General features: G+C 53.2%; 17 protein-coding genes and 1 pseudogene. 17 read left to right on the top strand and 1 reads right to left on the bottom strand.

The window, feature by feature from the left end; genetic code table 11:
* Together ACKWCC_RS19375 and ACKWCC_RS16930 are read left to right on the top strand one after the other, a co-directional pair.
* Positions 1-116 (top strand): annotated as a pseudogene (locus ACKWCC_RS19375) (IS30 family transposase); the annotation flags it as partial.
* A 154-nt stretch (positions 117-270) separates the two neighbouring features.
* Positions 271-1,098 (top strand): GIN domain-containing protein, encoded by an 828-nt coding sequence (locus tag ACKWCC_RS16930; RefSeq protein ID WP_413997152.1) that lies wholly within the window; start codon positions 271-273, stop codon positions 1,096-1,098.
* 37 nt (positions 1,099-1,135) lie between these two features.
* Here the strand turns inward: ACKWCC_RS16930 and ACKWCC_RS16925 are convergent, their stop codons facing one another.
* Positions 1,136-3,451: an acyl-CoA dehydrogenase family protein gene (locus ACKWCC_RS16925; RefSeq protein ID WP_413997151.1), complete on the bottom strand. Its 2,316-nt coding sequence runs from the start codon at positions 3,449-3,451 to the stop codon at positions 1,136-1,138.
* A 57-nt stretch (positions 3,452-3,508) separates the two neighbouring features.
* On the opposite strand from ACKWCC_RS16925, the gene ruvB reads away from it, so the two are divergent.
* The 15 genes from ruvB (at position 3,509) to ACKWCC_RS16850 (ending at position 25,024) form a co-directional block, all read left to right on the top strand.
* Entirely contained in the window at positions 3,509-4,534 is a 1,026-nt protein-coding gene (gene ruvB, locus ACKWCC_RS16920; RefSeq protein WP_413997150.1) for a Holliday junction branch migration DNA helicase RuvB, read from the top strand.
* The gene (locus ACKWCC_RS16915; RefSeq protein WP_413997149.1) at positions 4,531-5,856 is read left to right on the top strand and encodes a cytochrome P450; all 1,326 of its coding nucleotides are present in this window, start codon (positions 4,531-4,533) and stop codon (positions 5,854-5,856) included. The genes ruvB and ACKWCC_RS16915 overlap by 4 nt, the downstream gene beginning before the upstream one ends.
* Complete coding sequence (gene queG, locus ACKWCC_RS16910; RefSeq protein WP_413997148.1) at positions 5,853-6,773, top strand: tRNA epoxyqueuosine(34) reductase QueG; 921 nt, start codon at positions 5,853-5,855, stop codon at positions 6,771-6,773. Before ACKWCC_RS16915 ends, queG begins: the two co-directional genes overlap by 4 nt.
* A gap of 159 nt (positions 6,774-6,932) precedes the next feature.
* Positions 6,933-8,414 (top strand): sucrose phosphorylase, encoded by a 1,482-nt coding sequence (gene gtfA, locus ACKWCC_RS16905; RefSeq protein WP_413997147.1) that lies wholly within the window; start codon positions 6,933-6,935, stop codon positions 8,412-8,414.
* Positions 8,415-8,545: 131 nt separating this feature from the next.
* On the top strand, positions 8,546-9,850 hold the full coding sequence (locus ACKWCC_RS16900) for an MFS transporter (RefSeq protein WP_413997155.1): 1,305 nt from the start codon (positions 8,546-8,548) through the stop codon (positions 9,848-9,850).
* 107 nt (positions 9,851-9,957) lie between these two features.
* Positions 9,958-12,255, top strand: coding sequence for an NADP-dependent malic enzyme (locus tag ACKWCC_RS16895; protein ID WP_413997146.1), 2,298 nt, complete (start codon positions 9,958-9,960; stop codon positions 12,253-12,255).
* 232 nt (positions 12,256-12,487) lie between these two features.
* Positions 12,488-13,069 (top strand): Holliday junction branch migration protein RuvA, encoded by a 582-nt coding sequence (gene ruvA, locus ACKWCC_RS16890; RefSeq protein ID WP_413997145.1) that lies wholly within the window; start codon positions 12,488-12,490, stop codon positions 13,067-13,069.
* A gap of 65 nt (positions 13,070-13,134) precedes the next feature.
* Positions 13,135-20,235 carry a T9SS outer membrane translocon Sov/SprA gene (sov, locus tag ACKWCC_RS16885; protein ID WP_413997154.1) on the top strand — a complete coding sequence of 2,367 codons (7,101 nt, stop codon included), beginning with the start codon at positions 13,135-13,137 and terminating at the stop codon, positions 20,233-20,235.
* A gap of 89 nt (positions 20,236-20,324) precedes the next feature.
* Positions 20,325-20,705 carry a glycine cleavage system protein GcvH gene (gene gcvH, locus ACKWCC_RS16880; RefSeq protein ID WP_413997144.1) on the top strand — a complete coding sequence of 127 codons (381 nt, stop codon included), beginning with the start codon at positions 20,325-20,327 and terminating at the stop codon, positions 20,703-20,705.
* Positions 20,706-20,712: 7 nt separating this feature from the next.
* Positions 20,713-21,099 carry a VanZ family protein gene (locus ACKWCC_RS16875; protein ID WP_413997143.1) on the top strand — a complete coding sequence of 129 codons (387 nt, stop codon included), beginning with the start codon at positions 20,713-20,715 and terminating at the stop codon, positions 21,097-21,099.
* Between the two features lie 54 nt (positions 21,100-21,153).
* Entirely contained in the window at positions 21,154-21,858 is a 705-nt protein-coding gene (locus ACKWCC_RS16870; RefSeq protein WP_413997142.1) for an energy transducer TonB, read from the top strand.
* Positions 21,859-22,029: 171 nt separating this feature from the next.
* Complete coding sequence (cyoE, locus tag ACKWCC_RS16865) at positions 22,030-22,929, top strand: heme o synthase (RefSeq protein WP_413997141.1); 900 nt, start codon at positions 22,030-22,032, stop codon at positions 22,927-22,929.
* 3 nt (positions 22,930-22,932) lie between these two features.
* Positions 22,933-23,514, top strand: a complete 582-nt coding sequence (locus ACKWCC_RS16860; RefSeq protein ID WP_413997140.1) for a cytochrome c oxidase subunit 3 — start codon at positions 22,933-22,935, stop codon at positions 23,512-23,514.
* Positions 23,515-23,612: 98 nt separating this feature from the next.
* A complete protein-coding gene (locus ACKWCC_RS16855; protein WP_413997139.1) occupies positions 23,613-24,587 on the top strand; it encodes a cytochrome c oxidase subunit 3 in 975 nt (324 codons plus the stop codon).
* A gap of 53 nt (positions 24,588-24,640) precedes the next feature.
* Positions 24,641-25,024: a cytochrome C oxidase subunit IV family protein gene (locus ACKWCC_RS16850; protein WP_413997138.1), complete on the top strand. Its 384-nt coding sequence runs from the start codon at positions 24,641-24,643 to the stop codon at positions 25,022-25,024.
* Positions 25,025-25,165: the final 141 nt, after the last annotated feature.

Genomic DNA, 25,165 nt, shown 5'->3' with positions numbered 1-25,165 from the left:
AAAAGGCGGAGAACATTTTAAACAACAGGCCCAGAAAAAGGTTCGGGTACAGAACGCCCAACGAGGTTTTTGCCGCAGCAATAGAAAATCAGGGCATTGTTGCGTTTATGACTTGAATCCAGCTGGGTTAAAGGAAGGGACAAAAGTTTAGGGCAGCCATACCTCACTTCGGCACGGATTATGGATGGTAAAAGGTGGCGGCTTTGACCGGACTAATTTCCAAGTAAGCATAAAATTGAATACCTTCATATTACTTTTTAAGAACACACTATGAAAAACACGGTTGTTATCCTTTTGCTCTGTTTGTTCGGAGTACAGACCTTTGCCCAGCGAAAACCCAAGATCAAGGGCAACAGGAACGTGGTGGAGACCAGACAGGAACTGCCCCCCTTCAACGCCATTGAGCTAAATGATGACGTTCCCGTGGTCCTGGAGAATGCCAATGCGCCCGGGGTGGCCATAGAGGCAGACGAGAATTTGTTGGAAGTGCTCCGTTTCGATGTGGTCAATGAGGTGCTCACCATTTCCTCTTTCTATAAGATCACCTCCAAAAAGAAGCTGAACATCAAGGTGTTCCATACCGGGCTTTTCAGTATCGATGTCCGTGCGGGCGAACTGGCCATGAAGGATGTCATTTCCACAGCCTCCCTAAAGGTGCGCACCTCCGGTACGGCCAGGGTGGAGCTCAACGCCACGGCAGATGTCATTGACTTGACCATGGAGGGCATAAGCTCGGGAGATCTGAATGTGGCCAGTGATTCCTTGATGGTGACCCTCAAGGACCGTATTGATGCCAAGATCTATTCCACCGGAAAAACCAATACCGTGTTCATGTACAAAAATGCCTCGGCCAAATGGGAGGGGAGCACGGATAGCCTAAAGGCCACCTTGTATGGGAACAGCGATCTAAAAGCGGAAAAATTGGAGGCACGGCAAGCCAATTTGATCATGGAAGATTCGCCCAACGCCAGGATCTTGGCCTTGGACCAGTTCAATCTCACTTCCAAAGGGTCTGCGAAAACCAGCCTCTACGGGAATCCCAAAATAATCATGGACAGTTTTTTGGACACCTCCCAACTGCACAAGGAAAACAATTGACCGCACTTGGCAAAGGGCTGGCGCCCGGACCGCGGCCTTAAGTCCTTTGCCAAGAGGAGGCAATGGGCGCCGTCATCAAGGTTTCCGGTATGCCAAAACCGTTCACCAGCACCTCTATATGGGGCCTTAGTTCGGTAGATAGGCGCTCTACCCGTTGGCGTATGGCCTTGCTCTTATTGCTGCCAAAATACCCTTGTTCCAAATACCAGCTGGCGTCTTTCCTGAGCTCGTGCAGGGCGTAAAGGCACCCTAGCTTTTGAAACAATTCCTTGTGCTTCCCTTCCGGCATTTGTGCCGTAAAGTCGGCAAAGGTGCTGTAGGCCAATTCAACGCTGTAGGCCTTGCCCAGGGCCAAGAGGTGGGTCTGCACCTTTAAGAAGGCCTGGTAAGAGGGCATGCCCTTTTTAATGTAGTCCCGGATTCGCATGGCCAGCGTGTAGGTGAGCCTTTCGGTCCTATGGGCAAAGGCGTGCCTGTGAAACTTGGGGTTGTAGAGGTGCTCTTTGTCCACCTTGTTCACGTACATGGGGTTAATGGAGGCGAGCTTGTTGCCCAGTTGTTGGCCCAAAAGCTTCAGCACCGAGGCAAAGCCCGCACTGTTGAACTCGGCCTTAAAGTCAGACAGCACCCCTTTGGCCGCCAATTGCAGCAGTACGTTGTTGTCTCCCTCAAAGGTGGTGAAGATGTCCACATCGCCCTTAAGATCCGCGATCCTGTTTTCCAAAAGGTATCCCTTGCCCCCGCAGGCTTCCCTACATTCTTGGATGGTGCTGTTGGCATACCAGGTAATCACAGATTTGAGGCCGGCCACTTGGGTTTCCACCCTACGCTTGTCCGGTTGGCCCTCGTCACAGTAGATCTGCATCATCTTGTCCAGGGTAACGTGGTACACGTAGGCACTGGCCACCAAGGGGGTTAGCCGCAGTTGGTGGGTGGGATAATCCATCAGGAGGTCTTCCTGTACCTTGATGCTGTCGTTAAATTGCCTGCGTCTAAGGGCGTGCCTTACGGCAATGGCCAAAGCCATTTTGGCCCCTCCAAGGCCGGCCCTGGCCACACAGATGCGGCCGCCCACCAAGGTGCCCAGCATGGTAAAAAAGCGTTTGTTGGGGTTTTTGATTTCAGACTCGTACGCTCCCGCTGCGCTGATGCGGCCGTACTTGTCCAACAGGTTTTCCCTGGGAACGGCCACTTGGTGAAACCAGATTTTGCCGTTGTCCACGCCGTTGAGGCCCAATTTATACCCGTTGTCCTCAATTGTGATGCCCGGTAAGGTGTTGTGCTCCGCATCCCGTAAGGGCACCAAGATGGCATGCACGCCCTCATTCTTTCCGTTCACGATCAATTGGGCAAAAACGGAGGCCATGGTACTGTGCAGGGCGTTGCCTATGTATTCTTTGTTGTCGTTGGGCCCGGGGGTGTGTATGATCAAGGCGTCCCGCTCCCGATCATAGGTGGCTGTGGTTTTTATGCCCCTCACGTTGCTGCCGTGCCCCGTTTCCGTCATGGCAAAACAGCCCAAGAGTTGGGCTTTCCCCGTTTGGGTCAGGTAGGCGTCATGGTGCCTTTGGGTACCCAGCTTTTGTATGCTTCCCCCAAAAAGGCCAAACTGCACCCCAAATTTTATGGTAAGGCTCCCATCGGCATACATCATGTTCTCAAAGATGGTGGCGTAGCCTTCCATGTCCCCGGTGCCGCCGTGGGCCTTGGAAAAGGCCATGGCCCCAAAGCCCTCTTGGGCCAAGTGTACCACCTGATCCAGCACCCTTTTCCGGAAGGCTTCCTTGTCCCGCTGCACTTGCCACTGAAAGTTGGGGTGTTCCAAGGCTTTACGGAAACGATCTACCACCGCGGCATTTTGGCCCTTCAGGATGTGGTCCAACTCGGCCGCGCTGTAAAAATTGGAGCTGATCTCGTGCACCGTTTCCACCTCAAAGAGATGGTTGTAGTGGTTGGGCTGTATGCCCAGGTTCACCTCAATGTGCTTCAGGGCTTCGTTAAACGGGCACTCCTCATGGTAATGGCACACCACTTTCTGGCTAAAGGTGGCCAGGGGATAGGTTTCCGTCTCGATCAATGTTACCTTGGATCGGTCAATGAGCTGTTTCCACGCTTTCAGGGTTTCGTTCCGTGGCGGTTTGGAGACCTTGAGCCAGGAGTGCAGTAGCTTTCTGTCTTCCTGGGTTAGGCTGGCATCCGAGTCAATGGCCGTGCTCACTACGTTTATTTCCGAGGCGGAGACCAAATCGTCTGACCAGATCACATAAAAAAAGGGAACATATTGTAGGGTTCCCGGGGTATAGGGCTTCTTTTTCATGGTCTGAAAATACGAAATTCTGTACGAATCCATCATAAATTATCCCCTTCGTTCCACAAAAAAGATTGAAGTCATTTGCCTATCTTTGTTGGGATGAACGAACATTTAGACCCTTCGGCAGATGGTTTTTCGGAGGCCGAACTGGATTTGGAAAAGGCCCTGAGACCGGTAAGTTTTGACGATTTTACCGGTCAGGAACAGGTGTTGGAGAACCTCAAGGTATTTGTGGAGGCCGCCAACCAGCGCGGAGAGGCCCTGGACCATACCTTGTTTCACGGTCCTCCCGGTCTGGGCAAGACCACCTTGGCCAATATTCTGGCCAATGAGCTCGGGGTGGGCATTAAGATCACCTCCGGTCCGGTGCTGGACAAGCCGGGCGATCTGGCCGGTCTGCTCACCAATCTGGATGAGCGCGATGTGCTGTTCATAGACGAGATTCATAGACTGAGCCCCATTGTGGAGGAATACCTGTATTCTGCCATGGAGGATTTTCGCATAGACATCATGATAGAGACCGGTCCCAATGCCCGATCGGTACAGATCAACCTAAGTCCCTTTACGCTGATCGGCGCCACCACACGCTCCGGTTTGCTCACGGCACCCATGCGGGCCCGCTTTGGCATTCAGAGCAGGTTGCAGTACTACTCCACCGAGCTGCTCTCCACCATCGTGACCCGAAGTGCCGAGATCCTCAAGGTGCCCATCTCCCACGAAGCGGCCATAGAGATTGCGGGCAGGAGCCGGGGAACGCCCAGGATATGCAATTCCCTCTTGCGACGCGTGCGCGATTTTGCCCAGATCAAGGGCAACGGAAAGATAGATATGGAAATCTCCAAATTTGGGCTCAAGGCGCTGAACGTGGACGCCCACGGGCTGGATGAGATGGACAATAAGATACTGACCACCATCATAGACAAGTTCAAGGGGGGGCCGGTGGGCATCACCACCCTGGCCACGGCTGTTTCGGAAAGTGCGGAGACCATTGAGGAAGTGTACGAGCCCTTTCTGATCCAACAGGGCTTTATCATGCGCACCCCGCGGGGCCGTGAGGTCACGGAATTGGCCTACAAGCACTTGGGCCGCATTAAGAACAACATACAGGGAGGCTTGTTCCAATGAAGAAACTTCCCCTTGTCTCCCGGAGCCATGTGATCAAGAACAGAAAGCAGATCCTAAGGAATCCCCTGCCCTTTCACCATGACAACTTTAACCGCCTGGGCGATGTTTTTGAGGTCGCCGTGGGCTTTGGCAAGCGCATTGTCTTTACCCGAGATGCCCAATTCATTAAACAGGTGCTCCAAACCGGGCAAAAAAAATATCAGAAATCATCCCTACAGACCAAAGATCTGGCCAAGTACATTGGCAAGGGGCTGCTCACCTCCAACGGGGAGCATTGGCGCAAACACCGCCGCTTGGTGCAACCTGCCTTTCATAAAAAGAAATTGCAGGGACTGCTGCAGATCATGTACCGTGCCATAGCCACGGAGGTGGATCGCATACGCCCCAATGAACACCAAGATGTTTACCCGCTCATGGGCGATCTGGCCTTTCAGGTCGTGGCCACTTCCCTGTTCAGTAGGGACGACATCCAGAAGGAAATGGCGGCCCTCAAGGACATTACCGAGAGCAACCAGCGCATGCTCATTAAGGAAATGAGGCAACCCTACCTGAATTGGTGGTACCGACTTTCCGGTAAAATTGCCCATCACAAGAAATTGTCCAATGGGGCGAGGGACATCTTGAACACCATTGTGGATGAACGCTTGGCGCAAGAATCGGACAAGGACGATTTATTGGACATGCTCTTGAACGCCCGTTACGAAGACGGCACGCCAATGCCGCGCCGGCAGCTCTTGGATGAAGTGCTCATTCTTTTTGCCGCGGGGCATGAGACCACCGCAAACGCCTTGGGCTTTACCCTCTTTCTGCTGGCCCGCCACCAGGAAGTTCAGGAGAGGGCCCACTCGGAAGTGGCGCGCATACCTTGGGACACGGAGATCACCATGGGGCACCTAAGGCAATTGGGCTATGTAAAGCAGTGCGTGGAGGAAGGCATGCGCCTATACCCGCCGGCCTATTACATAGACCGTGAATGTGTGGCCGAGGATACCGCCAACGGCTACACCATCCCCAAGGGCACCATGCTGTTGCTGGCCATTTATGAGCTGCACCGGGACCCGCGCTTTTGGGAAACGCCGGAAGATTTTGTTCCGGAGCGTTTCGATCCCAGCAATAAAAAGGATTTCAGTGACTATTATTTTCCGTTTGGGGCCGGCCCCAGAATGTGTGTGGGCAATAATTTTGCCATGCAGGAAATGATTTTGACGGTGGCCGAGATTTTGCGTAAATTCCGGTTGCAACCGCCCGCGCAGCCCTTGGAAGTGGATCCGCTCATTTCCCTGAAGCCCAAGGGCATTCCCCTTTTTTTTGAAAGCCGATGAACCTTTCCCAGCGTACCGCAGCCATAAAAGAGGAAGCCAAGCGCCTGGGGTTTCTGTCCTGTGGCATGTCCAAGGCGCAATTCCTGGAAGAGGAGGCCCCGCGCCTGGAGCAGTGGCTCAACAAGAACATGCACGGGGAAATGGCCTATATGGCCAATCATTTCGATAAGCGTTTGGATCCCACAAAATTGGTGGAGGGCGCCAAGACCGTCATTTCCCTGCTCTACAATTACTACCCGCACCAAGAACAGCGCCAAGACACCTACAAGGTGAGCAAATACGCCTACGGGCGCGACTATCATTTTGTGATCAAGGACAAATTGAAGGAACTGATGCATTTCATCACTTCGGAAATTGGAGCGGTGCACGGCCGCGCCTTTGTGGATTCTGCACCGGTCTTGGACAAGGCCTGGGCGGCCAGGAGCGGCCTGGGCTGGATCGGCAAACACAGCAACCTGCTCACCCAGAAAGTGGGGTCTTTTTATTTTATTGCAGAGCTCATCCTGGATTTGGACCTGGCCCATGACGCCCCGGTCACGGACCATTGCGGCAGTTGCACCGCCTGTATCGATGCCTGTCCCACCCAGGCCATTGTGGAGCCCTATGTGGTGGATGGAAGCAAGTGCATCTCCTACTTTACCATTGAGCTCAAGGACGAACTTCCCAGTGCCTTCCAGGGTAAATTTGACGATTGGATGTTTGGTTGCGACGTGTGCCAGGACGTTTGTCCGTGGAACCGGTTCTCCAAACCGCATCGGGAACCCCTCTTTGACCCCCACCCCGATTTGCTGTCCATGTCCAAGAAGGAATGGGAGGAGGTGACCGCAAACGTTTTCGGTGAAATTTTTAGGAAATCGGCCGTGAAACGCACCAAATTTTCAGGATTAAAACGTAATATTGAGTTCTTGAAGAAATAGTGGAAATGGCTGGGAAGCCAACCTTTAATGGAAATTTTGGCATGTTGGGACCCCGGGGCGCAGACCTGCCTTTTGGCAGCCGGGGCGGGAAGAGGGCATTGGCCCTTTTTGCTTAAGAATGCGTTCCGCCATCTTAAGCGTGCAAAAGAAATTGGGAAGATGAAAAACCAGGTACAGTTGATCACTTACGTGGATCGGATTGGCGGCGAGACCATCGCAGACCTCCATAGACTCTTACAGGGACCTTTAAAGGACATGTTCGGCGGGGTGCACCTTTTGCCCTTCTATGACCCCATTGATGGGGAAGACGCGGGTTTTGATCCCGTGGACCACACCAAGGTGGACCATAGGCTGGGCACCTGGGAAGACGTCAGGGCACTGGGCACCACCCATGATGTAATGGCCGATGTGATCGTGAACCATATGTCTGCCCTCTCCACGGAATTTCAGGATTACCTGCAAAAAGGGCAAGCGTCTGTCCACGCCGACCTCTTTCTCACCTTTTCCAAGATTTTCCCCCAGGGAGCCTCTGAAGAGGACCTACTGGCCATTTACCGCCCCAGACCCGGGTTTCCCTTCACCAAAATGCGGTTTGCGCAAGAGGGTGCACGTCTGGTCTGGACCACCTTCACGGCCAACCAAATAGACATTGACGTCACCGCTGCCCAGGGCAAGGCCTATCTGGACCGAATATTGAAGAAATTGCAGGATGCCGGCGTAAAGATGATCCGGTTGGATGCCGCGGGCTATGCCCTCAAGAAAGCCGGCACTTCGTGTTTCATGCTGCCGGAAACATTTGAATTCATTGACCATTTTACCCAAAAGGCAAAAAAAATGGGGATGTCCGTCTTGGTGGAGGTACACTCTTTTTACAAGACCCAGGTGCAGATTGCGGAAAAAGTGGATTATGTCTATGATTTTGCCCTTCCCGTGCTGGTGCTGGACACCCTGTTTAACCGCAATGCAAGAAATTTGAAGCATTGGCTGCAGATCGGCCCGCGCAACTGCATTACGGTATTGGACACCCATGACGGCATTGGTATTGTGGATGTGGCCTCGGAAAACGGGGTGCCCGGACTGATCGATGATGATGCCCTGGACGCCATTGTGGGCAAAATACACGAAAACAGTGGGGGCAATAGCAAAAAGGCCACCGGGGCCGCAGCCTCCAACCTAGATCTGTACCAGGTAAATTGCACCTATTTCGAGGCCCTGGGCCGCAACGGGCGCAACTATCTCCTGGCCCGGGCCATCCAGTTTTTTGTGCCCGGACTGCCACAGGTGTATTATGTGGGCCTCTTTGCGGGCGAGAACGATATGCAGCTGCTGCAAAGGACAGGGGTGGGGCGAGACATCAACAGGCATTATTTTTCCAAGGAGGAAGTGCGGGAGAAAACCGGAGAATTGTTGTTCCGGGCCATGGCAGAACTGATGCGCTTGCGCAACCGGCACCCCGCCTTTAACGGTGATTTTGAGCTGGTGCCCAGCCGGGACACGGTGCTGGAGCTTCGGTGGTCCTTGGCCTCGGATGCCATTGGGCTCCACGTGGATTTGGAAGAGGGCAGCTTTAACATCAGCGGTACGGGCCCCGAGCTCGATCAATTGGAAGATTTCCATCGCTTTTTGGGGCAAGAAGCCTGATCGCCACACCGTGCCTTGGCACAGCGATGGGGCGCCGCCGCAAGAAGGTGAAAAGAGGGCCAAAAAAAAGAAAAAACCGGCAATATTCAGTGCTTCTTCACTGGTGATGCCCATATAACGTCAACACCATGATGAACATTAAAAAACCCAGGCTCAGCTTTTGGCAGATTTTCAATATGAACGTGGGCTTTCTGGGCATACAGTACAGCTTTGGGTTGCAGCAGACCGCCATAAACCCCATTTTCCTATACCTGGGCGCGCCGGAAGAGTCCCTGCCCATTCTCAACATCGCCGGCCCGGTCACGGGACTCATTGTGCAGCCCATTGTCGGTGCCATGTCAGACAAGACCTGGTCTCCCAAATGGGGGCGTCGCAAACCCTATTTTTTAATTGGCGCTCTCATTGGCAGCCTATGCCTCTTTGCCTTCCCGAACAGCCCGGTGCTGTGGTTTGCCGTGGGGCTGCTCTGGATCTTGGATGTGGGCAACAACATGGCCATGGAGCCTTATCGCGCCTTTGTGGGAGACAAGCTCCCTGAAAAGCAATTGAGTCTGGGCTACCAGATGCAGAGTCTTTTTGTGGGGGCTGGCATTCTTTTGGCCAATGGGTCCATAATACTTTTTCAGAGACTTTTGGGCGAGGGGTCCGTAGAAGTGGCCGGTACCATTCCGCAATGGCTGTACTATTCGTTTTACATAGGCGGTATCCTCTCCATTACCACCATTCTTTGGTCCGTTTTAAAAACACCCGAAATACCTCCCTCCGAAGAAGAACTGAAGGAAATCCAAAAAGATGCCGCCCAGCCCTTTATGGAGCGCTTTGCCAAGCCCTTTAAGGAGATTGGATCGGCCATTCATGACATGCCCCCTTTTATGTGGAAACTGGGTGCGGTCTATCTGTTTCAGTGGTACGCCCTCTTTATCTATTGGCAGTACATTACCCCATTGTTCATGAAGACCTTGGGCTATGGCATTTCGGAAGCCGCCTCACAGTCGGCCACGATGAGCACAACGTACAACGTGGTGACCATAATGGTGGCCTTGGCCCTGGTGCCCCTTACCCTAAGATTTGGGGGCCGCAAGATTTACGCCCTCAGTCTGGTGGGCACGGCCCTGGCCCTTTTCTGCATTCCCTTTATTTCCCATCCGTTTTGGGTATTGGCGCCCATGGTGCTCTTTGGCATTGGTTGGGCCGCGATGATGGGCATACCCTATACCATGGTGTCCAAAGTGGTGCCCCAAGACCGTCGCGGGGTGTACATGGGCATTCTAAACATGATGATCGTGATTCCTCAGGGCATAGAAACGCTGACCTTTGGTCCCATCTACAAGTACCTCTTGGGCTCTGATGCCGTGAACGCCATGCTTTTTGCCGGGGTCTTTTTTGTGATGGCCGCTGTGCTGGCCACCAGGCTCACCGACAAGAAGCTGGACTGATGGCGCCGTTCTTCCGGAGTGTTCTGGGTGGCCTTGGCAGAAATTGAGGGGCCCGTACCGATTTTCTTCGGAATACCCCTAAATTTGTTTTTTTTAAAGCGAAATGCATGAGTAAGGAAAGACAACGCATGGAGGCCCTGATCTATCACGCCAAGCCACAGCCCGGCAAGATCAAGGTGGTGCCCACCAAACCCTATTCCACCCAACGGGACCTGGCCTTGGCCTATTCTCCGGGCGTGGCGGAACCCTGCCTGGAAATAAACAAGAACAGGGAAGAGGTTTACAAGTACACCTCCAAGGGCAATGTGGTGGCCGTGATATCCAACGGTACCGCCGTCCTGGGACTGGGCAATATTGGCCCGGAGGCGTCCAAGCCCGTGATGGAGGGCAAATGCCTGCTCTTTAAGATTTTCGCGGACATTGATGGTATCGATATTGAACTGGACACCGAGGACGTGGACAAGTTTGTGGAGACCGTAAAGACCATTGCGCCCACCTTTGGGGGCATTAACCTGGAAGACATCAAGGCCCCCGAGGCCTTTGAGATCGAGCGAAGGCTCAAGGAAGAGCTGGACATTCCGGTCATGCATGACGATCAGCACGGCACTGCCATCATTTCCTCGGCCGCCCTGCTCAATGCCCTGGAGCTCATAGAAAAGGACATTGCCAACATAAAGATCGTGGTGAGCGGTGCGGGTGCCGCGGCCATTTCCTGTACCCGCCTGTACCAAGCTTTTGGGGCAAGTGCGGAAAATATTGTGATGTTGGACAGTAAAGGGGTGATCCGAAAAGATCGCGAAGGCCTCTCTGGCCAAAAACTGGAATTTGCCACCCAAAGAAAAATAGATACCCTGGAAGAGGCCATGAAGGGAGCCGATGTCTTTATAGGGCTCTCCAAGGCCAATGTGCTTACCCCGGACATGCTGAACAGTATGGCCAAAGATCCCATTGTGTTCGCCATGGCCAATCCCGACCCGGAGATAGAGTACAAACTGGCCCTGGCCACCAGGAAGGATGTGATCATGGCCACTGGCCGATCCGATCATCCCAACCAGGTGAACAACGTGCTGGGCTTTCCCTTTATCTTCAGGGGGGCGTTGGATGTCCGTGCCACCAAGATCAATGAAGAAATGAAAATGGCGGCCGTGCGCGCCCTGGCGGAACTTACCAAGGAGCCGGTACCGGAACAGGTGAACATTACCTATGACATTACCCGACTTACCTTTGGCCGGGACTACATCATTCCCAAGCCCTTTGATCCGCGCCTCATTTCCACCATACCGCCCGCGGTGGCCAAGGCCGCCATGGAGAGTGGTGTGGCCAAGGCGCCCATTGAGGATTGGGACAAGTACCGGGAAGAATTGATGCTTCGCTCCGGAAATGACAACAAGGTGGTGCGCATGCTGCACAACCGGGCCAAAATGAACCCCAAGCGCATAGTTTTTGCCGAGGCCGAGCTACTGGATGTGATCAAGGCCGCCCAAATTGTGTACGAAGAGGGCATTGCCGTTCCCATATTGTTGGGGCACAGGCCCACCATAGAAAAACTAAAGAAGCAGCTGGAGTTTGATGCCGATGTAACGATCATTGACCCGCGCGCGCCAGAATCTGACACCACCCGCACCAAATATGCGGACAAGCTCTGGAACATGCGCAAGCGCAAGGGAGAGACGCGTTACAGTGCCCGGGTAAACATGGGCAAAAGAAATTATTATGGGGCCATGATGTTGGTGGAAGGCGATGCGGACGGGATGATCTCCGGGTACTCCAGGGCCTATCCCAAGGTGCTGCGGCCTGTTTTTGAGGTCTGCGGCAGGGCCAAGGGCGTAACCAATGCCAGTACCGTGAACATCATGATCACGGACCAGGGGCCCTTGTTGTTGTCAGATACCTCGGTGAACATAGACCCAAATGCCGAGGAACTGGCAGAGATAGCGCAGATGACGGCCAATGTGGCCAGTACCTTTGGCTTTGAGCCCGTGGTGGCCATGCTCTCCTATGCCAATTTTGGGTCCAGCAACCACCAAGGGGCCAAAAAGGTTCGGGAGGCGGTCCGTATCCTGCACGAAAAAAACCCCGGATTGGTGGTGGACGGAGAAATCCAGACCGATTTTGCCCTGAGCCAAGACCTTTGCCAAAACAATTTTCCCTTTTCAAAATTGGCGGGCAGGAAGGTGAACACCTTGATCTTCCCCAACCTGGACTCGGCCAACATTACCTATAAGCTCTTAAAGGAACTGCACAAGGCAGATTCCATTGGCCCCATCATGATCGGTTTAAAAAAGGCCGTGCACATCCTGCAATTGGGGGCCAGTGTGGACGAGATGGTGAACATGACCGCCGTGGCCGTGATCGATGCCCAAGAACGGGAGAAGCGCAAAAACGCAAAAAAGAAGGGCAGTTAGGGCCGGGGCATCAACAGAACGGCTCGGTCTTGGGTTCCTTTCATGGCCGTGGCGTTCGGATTTAAAAAAATGGGATTTGGTCCTGCTCCATCCTAGGGGCCACAGTGGACAGGATGGAACCGGGCCCATCCATCCAAAGGAACAAAAAAAAAGGTTTGGGAAGGCACCCTGGTGCTGGGCAAGGCATAACGTTGCCGGACACCACCAATGAACACAACAAAACAGTATTGTCATGATCCATCACCTGAGCGGGAAATTGGTAGAGAAGAACCCAACCTACATTGTTGTGGAATGTGCCGGCGTGGGCTACTTTGTCAATATTTCCCTGCACACCTTTTCCAAGCTCACCGATCAAGAGAACATATCCATTTTTACCCACTTGCAGGTAAAGGAAGATGCCCATACCCTTTTTGGTTTTGCCCAGAAGTCAGAACGGGAGATCTTCCGCTTGCTGCTCTCGGTCTCGGGGATCGGTTCCAGTACCGCAAGGACCATGTTGTCTTCCTTGGAGCCGGCCCAGATCAGGGACGCCATAGCCAATGCCGATGTGCGCACCATACAGGGCATTAAGGGCATTGGTGCCAAGACGGCACAACGGGTCATTTTGGACCTGAAAGACAAGATTTTGAAAGTCCAGGAAATGGGCGAAGTTTCAACCATATCGAACAATACAAACAAAGAAGAAGCGTTATCTGCATTGGAGGTTCTCGGATATACCAGGAGGCAGTCCGGGAAAGTGGTGGACAAGATCGTTGCCCAGCACCCCTCCCCAAGCGTTGAGGACATCATAAAACTCGCGCTCAAAAATTTGTAGATAGTTTGAGACAAGGGGCTTTTAGAATTCTTAAAAATCTTTTTAAGGTTGCTTTCCTGTTCTTCATGTTGATGGCCACGGTTTACACGGCCCGGGCGCAGGAGAACCAGGAGCAAGAGGCGGACTCCGTAAAGACGGGCTATGATCTGGGTCGCTTGGTGATGAAGAACCCCGAGAGCATCGTGTCCAAGTACATCTACGATGCGGATATGGACCGCTACATCTACAATGAAAAAATAGGCGATTTTGACATTGGCTATCCCATTATCCTAACCCCGGAACAGTATTACGAGCTGGTGCGCAAGGAAGGCATCAAGGACTACTTCAAGGCAAAGTCGGATGCCTACTCCGGCCAAAAAGAGGGAAGCGAGGAGGCCCGCAAGAACCTGCTGCCCAACTTCTATGTGGACAACAGTTTCTTTGAATCGGTCTTTGGGGGCAACACCATTGAGGTGATCCCGCAGGGGTCGGTGGCCATGGACCTTGGGGTCATTTGGCAAAAAAACGACAATCCCGCCCTGTCCCCCAGGAACCGGACCAATCTTTCCTTTGATTTTGATCAGCGCATAAGCCTGAGCATGCTGGGCAAAATTGGGGAGCGCCTGCAGGTGAACGCCAACTATGACACCGAGGCCACTTTTGATTTCCAGAACATTGTGAAGCTGGACTACACGCCCACCGAGGACGACATCATCAGGAAAATTGAGGTGGGCAACGTGAACATGCCCCTGAACAGTTCCCTGATCCAGGGCGCCCAGAGCCTTTTTGGGGTAAAGACACAACTGCAGTTTGGCAAGACCACCGTAACGGCCGTCTTCTCCGAACAGCGCTCACAGAACAATACCGTGGTGGCCCAGGGCGGGGGCACCTTGAACGAGTTTAACCTAACGGCCCTGGACTACGACGAGGACAAGCACTTCTTCCTGGCCCACTATTTCAGGGACAACTACGATCGTGCCCTTTCCGAATATCCCTTTATCCAGAGCCAGGTGCAGATCACGCGGCTGGAAGTTTGGGTCACCAACCGCAGTCAGCAGACCTTGAACGTCAGGAACGTGGTGGCCCTGCAGGATTTGGGCGAGCCCGATCCTGACCGCACCCGGGTTTCCCAGAACAACGGCAATGCCCCCGGATTCTTTAACAATCCCAGCGACGATCGGCCCCGCAACAACGCCAATGCCTTTGATCCGGCCCGTATCGGGGCGGGCGGCGCCCTTACGGACGGCATACGTGACATTGCCACCGTGGACAACGCCTTCAATGCCGCCAGTTTTGCCGGGGGCTACCGGCCCAACCAGGGGTTTGATTATGCCATTCTGGAAAACGCCAGGAAACTGGAGCCGGGGCGGGACTATGAGTTCGATCGGCAGTTGGGCTACATTTCCCTGAACCAAAGACTCAGCAATGATGAGGTATTGGCCGTGGCCTATCAATACACCTTTCAGGGAGAGGTGTTCCAAGTGGGGGAGTTTGCCAATGGCGCCCTGGACGCCACCACGGTCTCGGCCGGGGCCAATCCGATCATTGAGAACAATACCTTGGTGCTGAAGCTCCTCAAGAGCAACATCCTGAACGTGAGCGACCCCATCTGGGACCTGATGATGAAGAACATTTACGCCACGGGGGCCTTTAGGCTCAGTGAGGAAGATTTTAACATGAACATCCTGTATTCCGATCCCACGCCGCGAAACTACATTACCCCCATAGACGAGGGCCCCGGATCCGGATGGCCAGAAGGTTTGGAAGAACGGATCCTATTGGATGTCTTTAACCTGGACCGTTTGAACATCTACAACGATGTGCAGCCCGGAGGCGATGGTTTCTTTGATTTTGTGCCCGGCCAGACCATAGACATCCAGGGCGGTAGGATCATCTTTACCAAGGTGGAGCCCTTTGGCCGTTACCTCTTTGAGACCCTGGCCAATGGCAACCAAAACGACTATGACAATCCCGCGGCCTATAATGAAAATCAGGAGTTCTATGTCTTCAGGGACATGTACGAGCTCACCAAGGCGGCCGCCCTGCAGGACCCGGAAAAGAACAAGTTCATCTTAAAGGGCCGCTACAAATCGGAGGGCAGCAATGGCATTCCCATTGGCGCCTTCAATGTGCCCCGCGGTTCCGTGCGCGTTACCGCCGGGGGCAGGCAATTGCAGGAGGGCATTGATTATACGGTGAACTACCAGGCGGGTACGGTGCAGTTGCTGGACCCCAGTCTGGAGGCCTCCAACGTGCCCGTGAACATCTCTGTGGAGAACAATGCCGTCTTTGGCCAACAGACCCGCCGGTTCACCGGGGTGAACGTGGAACACCAGTTCAACGAAAATTTTGTCCTGGGCGGAACCCTGCTGAACCTCAATGAGCGGCCCCTTACCCAAAAGGCCAATTTTGGCGTGGAGCCCGTGAACAACTCGGTCTTTGGGCTAAACGGAAACTTTTCCACGGAACTGCCCTTCCTGACCCGTTTGGCCAACAAGCTGCCCAATATTGATACCGATGTGCCCTCTAACCTCTCCCTGAGGGGCGAGGTGGCCGCCCTGAGCCCCGGATCGCCCAAAAATGCCGATTTCAGGGGAGAGACCACCACCTATTTGGACGATTTTGAAGGCGCACAGACCCTGGTGGACATTAGGAGCTTCCTGGGCTGGACCCTGGCCAGTACCCCCTTGGAGTTTGCGCCAGGAGGGCAGTTGGCCGGTGGGAGCCCCGAAGATGCGGACAACCTGCTCAACGGATATGGCCGCGCCAAGATGGCCTGGTACACCATAGACCCCATCTTTTATACCAACCAACGCCCCAATGCCATCACCGACAATGACCTTTCCACCAACGCCACCAGGAGGGTGTTCATAGATGAGGTGTTTCCACAGGTGGACATTGCCCAAGGGCAGACCACCGTACAGGGCACCTTGGACATTGCCTATTATCCCAACCTTAAGGGCCCCTACAACAACAATCCCAATTTTGACACCGAGCCTGCCACGGACAGATGGGCGGGCATCATGCGCTCCCTGAGCAGCACCAACTTTGAGCAGACCAACGTGGAGTTTGTGCAATTTTGGGTCTTGGATCCCTATGTGGACGGGGAGGCCACCTCATCTGGCGAACTGGTGATCAACTTGGGGAACATTTCCGAAGACATTCTAAAAGACGGCCGGAAACAATACGAGAACGGCCTGCCCGGGGTGGACAGCAATGAGTTTGTGGCCCCTACCTCTTGGGGCGAGGTGCCCGCCACCCAATCCTTGGTCTATGCCTTTGATGCCAGTGAGGCCAACCGCAGCCTACAGGATTTGGGACTGGACGGATTGGACGATGCACGTGAGGGGGATATCTACACGGCCAACCCGGGAGACGATCCCGCCCTGGACAATTTTCAGTACTACCTGAACCGGGATGGGAACATCCTGGAGCGCTATCTGGACTTTAACAACCCTGATGGCAACTCGCCCGTGGAGGTCACCAACATCAATAGGGGATCCACCACCCTGCCCGATGTGGAGGACATTGACCGTGACCTTACCATGAACACCGTGAACAGCTACTATGAGTACCGCATAGAGATCAAGCCCAACACCACCATAGACGACAAGTACGTAACGGACATCAAGGAGGGCACCACCCCCGAGCTTCCCAACGGAGATCGGCTCAACCGCAGGTGGATCCAGTACAAGATCCCGCTCAACGATTTTACCCAGGCCGTTGGCGGCATCACGGATTTTAGGTCCATTAGCTTTATGCGGATGTATATGACCGGCTTTAACGACCCCACGGTATTGCGCTTTGCCACCCTGGACCTGGTGCGGGGAGATTGGCGTACCTACGTAAAGACGCTTCAGGATGCCGATGTGGACAATGACCCCACCGATGATGGCACCACCCTGGAGGTGAACACGGTGAACATAGAGGAAAACAATGGCCGGGTGCCCATACCCTATGTGCTGCCCCCGGGCGTGTTGCGCGAGCAGCTTAACAACAACAACACCATCATTCGCCAGAACGAACAATCGCTCTCCCTTTTGGTGGACAACCTGGAGCCCCGGGATGCCCGTGGGGTGTTCAAGAACCTGAACATAGACATACGGCAGTACGAAAAGCTGAAGATGTTCATGCACGCCGAGAAGATATCGGATTTGGACTATCCGGACGATTCCACCCCCTTGGTGGGCTTTTTGCGGATCGGTACGGACTTTACCCAGAACTATTACCAAATAGAGCTGCCCCTGAAATTTACGCCTTTTGGGGCCACCACGGCCGATGAGATATGGCCGGCGGAAAATGAGCTGAACATCTCCCTGGCCGATTTGAACAAGGTGAAATCGCTCTGGATCACCGGCGGGGACCTCAGTGAGGTGCGCTTCTTTGAGCTCCAGGACGGCGAGGTCTTCCCCGTGAACGAATTTGACCCCAGACCGCCCGGCACCCTGCGGATCGGTATAAAGGGAAATCCGTCCCTTGGAAGTATTCGCAGCATGATGGTGGGCGTAAAGAACCAGGACATTTTGCCCGCCAGGGGAGAGGTCTGGTTCAACGAGCTGCGCTTGGCCGGCCTGGACAACAATGGGGGCTGGGCGGCGGTGGCGGCCCTGGACGCCAACATGGCCGATTTTGCCAACATCACCGCCACGGGCAGCAAGAGCACTTCCGGCTTTGGTTCCATAGACCAGATGCCCAATGAGCGCGCCCGGGAAGATGCCATTTCCTATGATGTGGTGACCAACGTGAACGTGGGGCAGTTGCTGCCATCCAAATGGGGGGTGCAACTGCCGTTCAACTATGGTATCTCGGAACAGCTCATTACCCCGGAGTTCGATCCGGTGTACGATGATTTAAAGCTCAATGACCTTATAGAGGCGGCCCCTACGGCCGAGGCAGCGGAAGAGATCAGGGAACAGGCCGAAGACTACACCAAGCGCACCAGCATCAACTTCATAGGGGTGCGCAAAGACCGTGGGCAGGAGGCCGATGCCAATTTTTACGATGTGGAGAACTTTACCTTCAACTACTCCTACAACGAGACCAACCACCGGGATTTTGAGATCGCCCAACTGCGCGATCAGAACGTGAACACCGGTTTTGTCTATAACCACGCCTTTGATCCCGTGGAGGTGGCCCCCTTTAAAAAGAACGATTCCCTTTTAACGGCAAAGTACTGGCAGTGGCTCAAGGACCTGAATTTTAATCTGCTCCCGGCCACGATCTCGCTCAACTCCAACATCAACCGGCAGTTCAACGCCCAGCGGTTCAGGGACGTGCGCGAAGAGGGCGTGGACCGTTTGGAGCTTCCGGAGCTGCAACAGCGCAACTACCTTTTCAACTGGCAGTACGCGGTAAATTACAACCTTACCAAATCGCTCCGTCTCAACCTTACGGGGTCCAACAACAATATTGTACGGAACTATTTCAACCTGAACGAGCCCGAGGATTCCCGGGAGCGCATAGACCAGACCTTGGGCCTCTGGGACGGTTTCTTTGACCTGGGCGAACCCAACAGGCATTCCCAGCAAATGCAGCTCAACTATGACATTCCCTTTGCCAAGATACCGGGGCTGGACTTTATCACCGGCCAGTACACCTATACCAGTAATTTTGACTGGCAGCGGGGCGGCGATGCCCTGATTGCCGTGGCCGGGCAAACCATAAACACGGTGCAAAACGCCAACACCCACAACTTTACCGCCTCCATGACCATGCAGAAATTGTACGATCTGGTGGGCCTGAGAAAACGTGAGGGCGGTGCGGCCAAAGGGGCAAGGGGCGCCAGACGGGTAAATGATGCGGGCACCACGGCGGGCGATGCCGAAAAGGTGGAGAAAAAGAGCAGCGCCGCCTTCAATACCGTGGTGGACATTGTGACCATGATCAAAAGACTCAACATCAATTACAACGAGAGCAACGGAACGGTGCTGCCGGGCTATACCCAGAGCATTGGGTTCATGGGCACGGCACGGCCCACACTGGGCTTTGTGTTCGGCAGCCAGAGCGATGTGCGCTTCGATGCGGCCCGAAACGGTTGGCTCACCACCTTCCCGGAGTTTAACCAACAGTTCATCTTTAACACCAACAAGCAGCTCAATGTCACGGCCACCGCGCAAGTGACCCGAGACCTGACCATAGATCTGGTGGCCGATCGGCAGTTTTCCAGTAGGGTTCAGGAAAATTACGACATACAGGCGCTGTTGGACAACCGAACGGGGCTGCAGAACGAACTGGGCAACTTCAGTATTTCCACCATGATGATCGGCACGGCCTTTGGCAAGAGCGATGAGTTCGATTCTGCCAACTTTGAACGGTTCAAGGAAAACAGGATCACCATTGCCAATAGGCTCGAGGCAGACCGCGGGGGGCAGTCCGGGGGCAACGTGGATGCCGAAGGATTTCCCGTCCGGTACGGCAAGACCCAGCAAGATGTGCTCTTGCCGGCCTTCTTTGCCGCCTATACCGGGCAGAATGCCGATCGGGTAAACCTGGACAGTTTCAGGGACATTCCCATTCCCAACTGGAACATTAAGTACACCGGCCTCATGAAGAACAAGTGGTTCAAAAAGAAATTTAGGCGCTTTTCCCTGCAGCACGGGTACCGGGCCGCGTACAGCATCAACTCCTTTCAGACCAACTTGGAAAAGCAGAACGGTGCCTTTGATGAGGACGGGAACATCCTGCCGGACCTTATCTTGAACAATGTGGTGCTCACCGATCAGTTCAACCCCTTGGTGCGCCTGGATTTTGAGATGCAGAACTCCGTGAGCGTCCTGGCCGAGATACGCACGGACAGGGCCCTCTCCCTGAGTTTTGACAACAACCTCATGACAGAGGTAAACGGCCAGGAATATACCGTGGGGCTGGGCTACCGCATCAAGGATGTGCAGTTCGTGACCAACATTGGGGGCAACAAGACCCGTTTAAAAGGGGACCTGAACCTCAAGGCAGATGTGAGCCTAAGGGACAACATCACCATTATACGCAACCTGGACATAGACAACAACCAGATCACCTCTGGCCAGAACCTGCTCTCCGTGAAGTTCACGGCAGACTACGCCCTGAGCAAGCAGCTGAACGCCCTGTTCTTTTACGACCACAACTTCTCGCAGTTTGCCGTTTCCACGGCCTTTCCCCAGACCACCATCAACGCGGGCTTTACCCTGAGGTACAATTTTGGCAATTAAGAGTGCCCCGGCCCGTTCAATGCGGCTCGGTTTTTTTTTGATTACCATGGGGGAATCCGTTACATTTGTTCTTTGTTAAATATTTTATAATGAACATACCAGCAGAATTAAAGTACACCAAGGACCACGAATGGGTACGGATCGAAGGCGATACCGCCATAGTGGGCATTACCGATTTTGCCCAGGGCGAATTGGGAGACATTGTCTATGTGGAAGTGGAAACCGTGGACGAGACCTTGGGCAAGGACGAGGTCTTTGGCACGGTGGAAGCCGTAAAGACCGTTTCCGACCTGTTTTTGCCCCTGAGCGGGGAGATCGTGGAATTCAACGAGGCGCTGGAAGATGCCCCTGAAACGGTGAACTCCGATCCATACGGCGAAGGTTGGATGGTGAAGATCGCTTTTAGCGATGCCGATGAGATCAACGCCCTTTTGTCCGCGGACGACTATAAGGAGTTGGTGGGTGCTTAAAAAGCGCATGTTCTCCATATTGTGCATAGGCTGGTTGATGTTGGTTACATTGGCCAGCTTATTTTCTTTCCCCCGGACCGATACCCCCATGTCGCGTTTGCCCCATGCGGACAAGCTGGTGCATTTTGTTTTTTATGGGGTCATGGCCGTCTTGATCTACCTGGCGATCGGTGAGCGGAAGGGCAAAAAGGGCCTGGTTACCTCCTTTCTTTGGGTGGCCTTTCTGTGCGCCGTGGTTTATGGTATGGTTATTGAGGTATTACAGCACAATTTAACCACGGACCGTCACGGAGATATTTTCGATGCACTGGCCAATACCCTGGGTGCGGCAGTGGGCGCTTTGGTGATCAAGATGGCGTATTGGGCAGCGCCCGGATTAAAATCAAAAAATTAGTTGTTTTTTAGAAAAATTATTAATTAAATTAGCAAACCTTATAAACTTTGAGAGATGGAACCGAAAAAAAATCCAAAAGCAGACCTTTCCAAGAATAGTGCACTGTACTTCGTCATTGGTCTTGCCGTGGTCATGGCCCTTGTGTACGGTGCCTTTGAATGGAAAACCTATGATGATGCCAACAATTACGATATCTCCATGGACGTGGACGATCTCTTGGATGAAGAGGTTCCGATGACCGAACAGATAAAGACCCCACCGCCCCCACCGCCCCCCGCCGCCCCAGAGATCATTGAGGTTGTGGAAGATGAGGAAGAGGTGGAAGAGACCGTGATCGAGTCCACGGAGACCAGCCAGGAAGAAGAGATCATTGAAGTGGAAGATGTGGTCGTGGAAGAAGTGGATGAGGACGTGGACGTTCCCTTTTCGGTGATCGAAGACGTACCGGTCTTTCCCGGATGCGAGAACGAGAGCGACAAGCGGGCCTGTTTCAACAAAATGATACAAAAGCACATTGCGCGTAATTTCCGTTACCCCGAGATCGCCCAGGAAATGGGCATTCAGGGCAGGGTGGCCGTGATGTTCGTGATCCAAAAGGACGGAAGCATCGGTAACGTTAGGATGAGGGGCCCCGATAAAAACCTGGAGCAGGAGGCGGCCCGCATCATCAACAAATTGCCAAAAATGACCCCCGGAAAGCAAAGGGGACGTGCGGTTCGGGTGCCCTTTAGCATCCCCATCAACTTTAAACTGCAATAGAGAAATAATACCGCTCAATGGTATGCAAAGGCCTTGGACAATCTCCAGGCCTTTTTTTTGTGCCCATTTTTTTGGGCTTTGGTCCATTCCCTAAATATATTATAAATAAGGGGCTATGGTTGCAGGAAAATGGGGTACAGGCTATCTTTGTGCCACTTATTTCAAAAAAAAATGAAAACTGCTGTGGAAGTGGCAACTACAAAATCGTTTGCTGCTGTTTTTGCCGACTTCAAGGAAATCACCAAGGTAAGGCTGGCGGTGAGCGTGGTGTTTTCTTCCATTGCGGGATATTTTTTGGGCGCTCCCCACATCCAATGGCAGTCCGTTTTGTTGCTGGCCTTTGGGGGCTATTGCATGGTGGGTGCCAGCAATGCGTATAACCAGGTCATTGAGCGGGACCTGGACGCCCTGATGAAGCGCACCAGGAAACGGCCCATAGCCTCGGGAAGAATGTCCGTGCCAGCGGCCATGGCCACGGCCATTACCTTGACCCTGTTGGGGGTCATGGCCCTTTATGTGCTTAACCCCAAAACGGCCATGTTCGGGGCCATTTCCATTTTTCTCTACACCAGTGTGTACACGCCCTTAAAGACCATTACGCCCTTGGCGGTGTTCGTGGGGGCACTGCCGGGGGCCATACCCTTTATGTTGGGCTGGGTGGCCGCCACGGACGAGTTTGGCATTGAGCCGGGCACGCTGTTCATGATCCAGTTCTTTTGGCAGTTTCCCCATTTCTGGGCCTTGGGCTGGATGTTGGACGACGACTACAGGAGAGGTGGCTTTAAAATGCTCCCCACGGGAAAAAAAGATGCGGGCACCATTTTACAGATCATCATGTACACCATTTGGATGATCGTCATCTCGGTGATACCCGTCTTTGGCATCACGGGCAGGCTGGAGCTCTCGGTGGGGGCCGCCGCCATAGTGCTCATGATGGGGCTGTGCATGCTCTATTACGCCCTGGCGCTGTACACGGACCGCAGCAATGCGGCGGCAAGGAGGCTTATGTTGGCAAGTGTTGCCTATATTACCTTGATGCAAGTGGTCTATGTGATCGATAAATTTTTGTAAGCGATGGATTTAACACAAGGTACGGTACAGGAAAAAAATGCAAGGGCAAGGAAGATGATGCTCTGGTTCGGGATCGTGAGCCTGATCATGGGCTTCGCCGGATGGACCAGTGCCTACATTGTGAGCAGTGCCCGGGAAGACTGGGTGTCAGAGCTTAACCTGCCCACCTATTTTTACGTGAGCACGGCCATAATCATTCTCAGTAGTTTTACCTATATCCTGGCAAAAAAGGCCATTGCCGGGGGAGATGCCAAAAGTTGCACCACCTGGTTGTGGGTTACCCTGGCCCTTGGGGGCGCCTTTATCTTTTTTCAGTTCCAAGGCTTTGCCCAGATGGTGGCAGACGGGTATTACTTTACCGGCCCCACCAGCAACATAAAACTATCTTATGTGTTCCTGATCGCCATGGTGCACATTGTGCACGTGGCGGTGGGCATCATTAGTCTTTTGGTGGTGCTCTACCAGCAGATCAAGGGAAAATACACGGCCCAAGACTATTTGGGACTCTCCCTGGGGGCCACGTTTTGGCATTTCTTGGACCTGCTCTGGTTGTACCTCATCGTATTTATGAGCACGGTGGGATAATAATTGCGGGCAAAAAAAGTTTTGGATGGGCAAGCCCTTTCATTTACTTCAAAAAAATGTAAATTTGCTAAAGTTTTATTAAAGCGATACATCAATATATGGATTCTACGGTTACAACGACAGCGGACGGCAATGTATGGGGTGGTGGCAACAGGCCACTGGGTGCCAGTTACGGCAAGCTCATGATGTGGTTCTTCCTGGTATCGGATGCATTGACCTTTTCCGGGTTCTTGGCAGCCTATGGTTTTTCCAGGTTTAAATTTGAGGATACCTGGCCCATTGCAGACGAGGTCTTTACCCACGTGCCCTTTGTGCACGGCGTGTACCCCATGATCTATGTGGCCATCATGACCTTTATTCTGATCATGTCCTCGGTGACCATGGTGTTGGCCGTGGATGCGGGGCACAGAATGAAAAAGGATGCCGTGATCTGGTACATGTTCCTCACCGTTATCGGGGGCATCATTTTCTTGGGTTCCCAGGCCTGGGAGTGGGCCACGTTCATCAAGGGCGATTTTGGGGCCGTGGAGACCAAGGGAGGAAGGATTTTGCAGTTTGTGAAGGCAGATACCGGAGAACGGGCCGCCTTGGCAGATTTTGCCATCACCATACCGGACGAGCGGGTAGCGCACGAAAGAAAGAACGGAGTGTGGTACTATGAGGGGGAAGAGCTTCCCAGTTTTACCGTGAACGAAGTGTACGAGGGCTTTAAGGCCAACCCCAACATATTGATGCGCACCGAGGTGATCAATGAAGAAGGGCACAAGACCGTGCTGAGCCGGGAAGAGGGCCTGGCAAAGTTTGAGAACGCCGTGCGCGTGGTGGAAGGCGCCAATCTTGTGCGAAACGAATACGGCAGCAGGCTCTTTGCCGATTTTTTCTTTTTCATTACCGGCTTTCACGGCTTTCACGTGTTCTCTGGCGTGGTGCTCAACCTCATTATTTTCTTTAACGTCATTTTGGGCACCTATGAGCGCAGGGGCCATTATGAAATGGTGGAAAAAGTGGGCCTCTACTGGCACTTTGTGGATTTGGTGTGGGTCTTTGTTTTCACCTTCTTTTACTTGGTATAATCAACATAATTTTTTAAGGTCCGGCCGCACGGCGGACAAAAGACAATTTGGATATGGCACACGAGCATAAATTGGAAATCTTCAGGGGTCTTTGGAAATTTAGGTCCAACGTTCATAAAATATGGGGCGTGCTCTTCTTTTTGGCCTTTGTGACGGCCATTGAGGTGGTCCTGGGCATCATTAAGCCCCCTTTTCTCATGAACACGGACATCTTGGGGATGAAGCTCCTGAACTGGATCTTCATTATCCTTACCCTGATCAAGGCCTACTACATTGCCTGGGATTACATGCACCTAAGGGACGAAAAGAGCTCCCTGCGCAGAACCATTGTCTGGACACCTGTCTTCTTGGTCATTTACTTGGTGCTCTTGCTCTTGGTAGAGGCAGATTACATTTACAACATTTACCATTCCAGTTTTGTGGAATGGGATTTCTAAGGGATAAATTAACAATATGGAAAGACGGTTTAAACACCGTCTTTTTTATTTTTGTACCCCAGGGCATATGACCCGTTTCAGCGTCTTCCCGTATGTTTAAAAGGGGAGTGCCGGAACACGGTGCCGCGGAGAAAAAAAAAT

Source organism: Maribacter aquimarinus (genome assembly GCF_047345505.1).
Lineage (GTDB): Bacteria > Bacteroidota > Bacteroidia > Flavobacteriales > Flavobacteriaceae > Maribacter.
The sequence above is the reverse complement of the archived record's forward strand: the minus strand, read 5'-3'. Positions and strand labels throughout refer to the sequence as shown.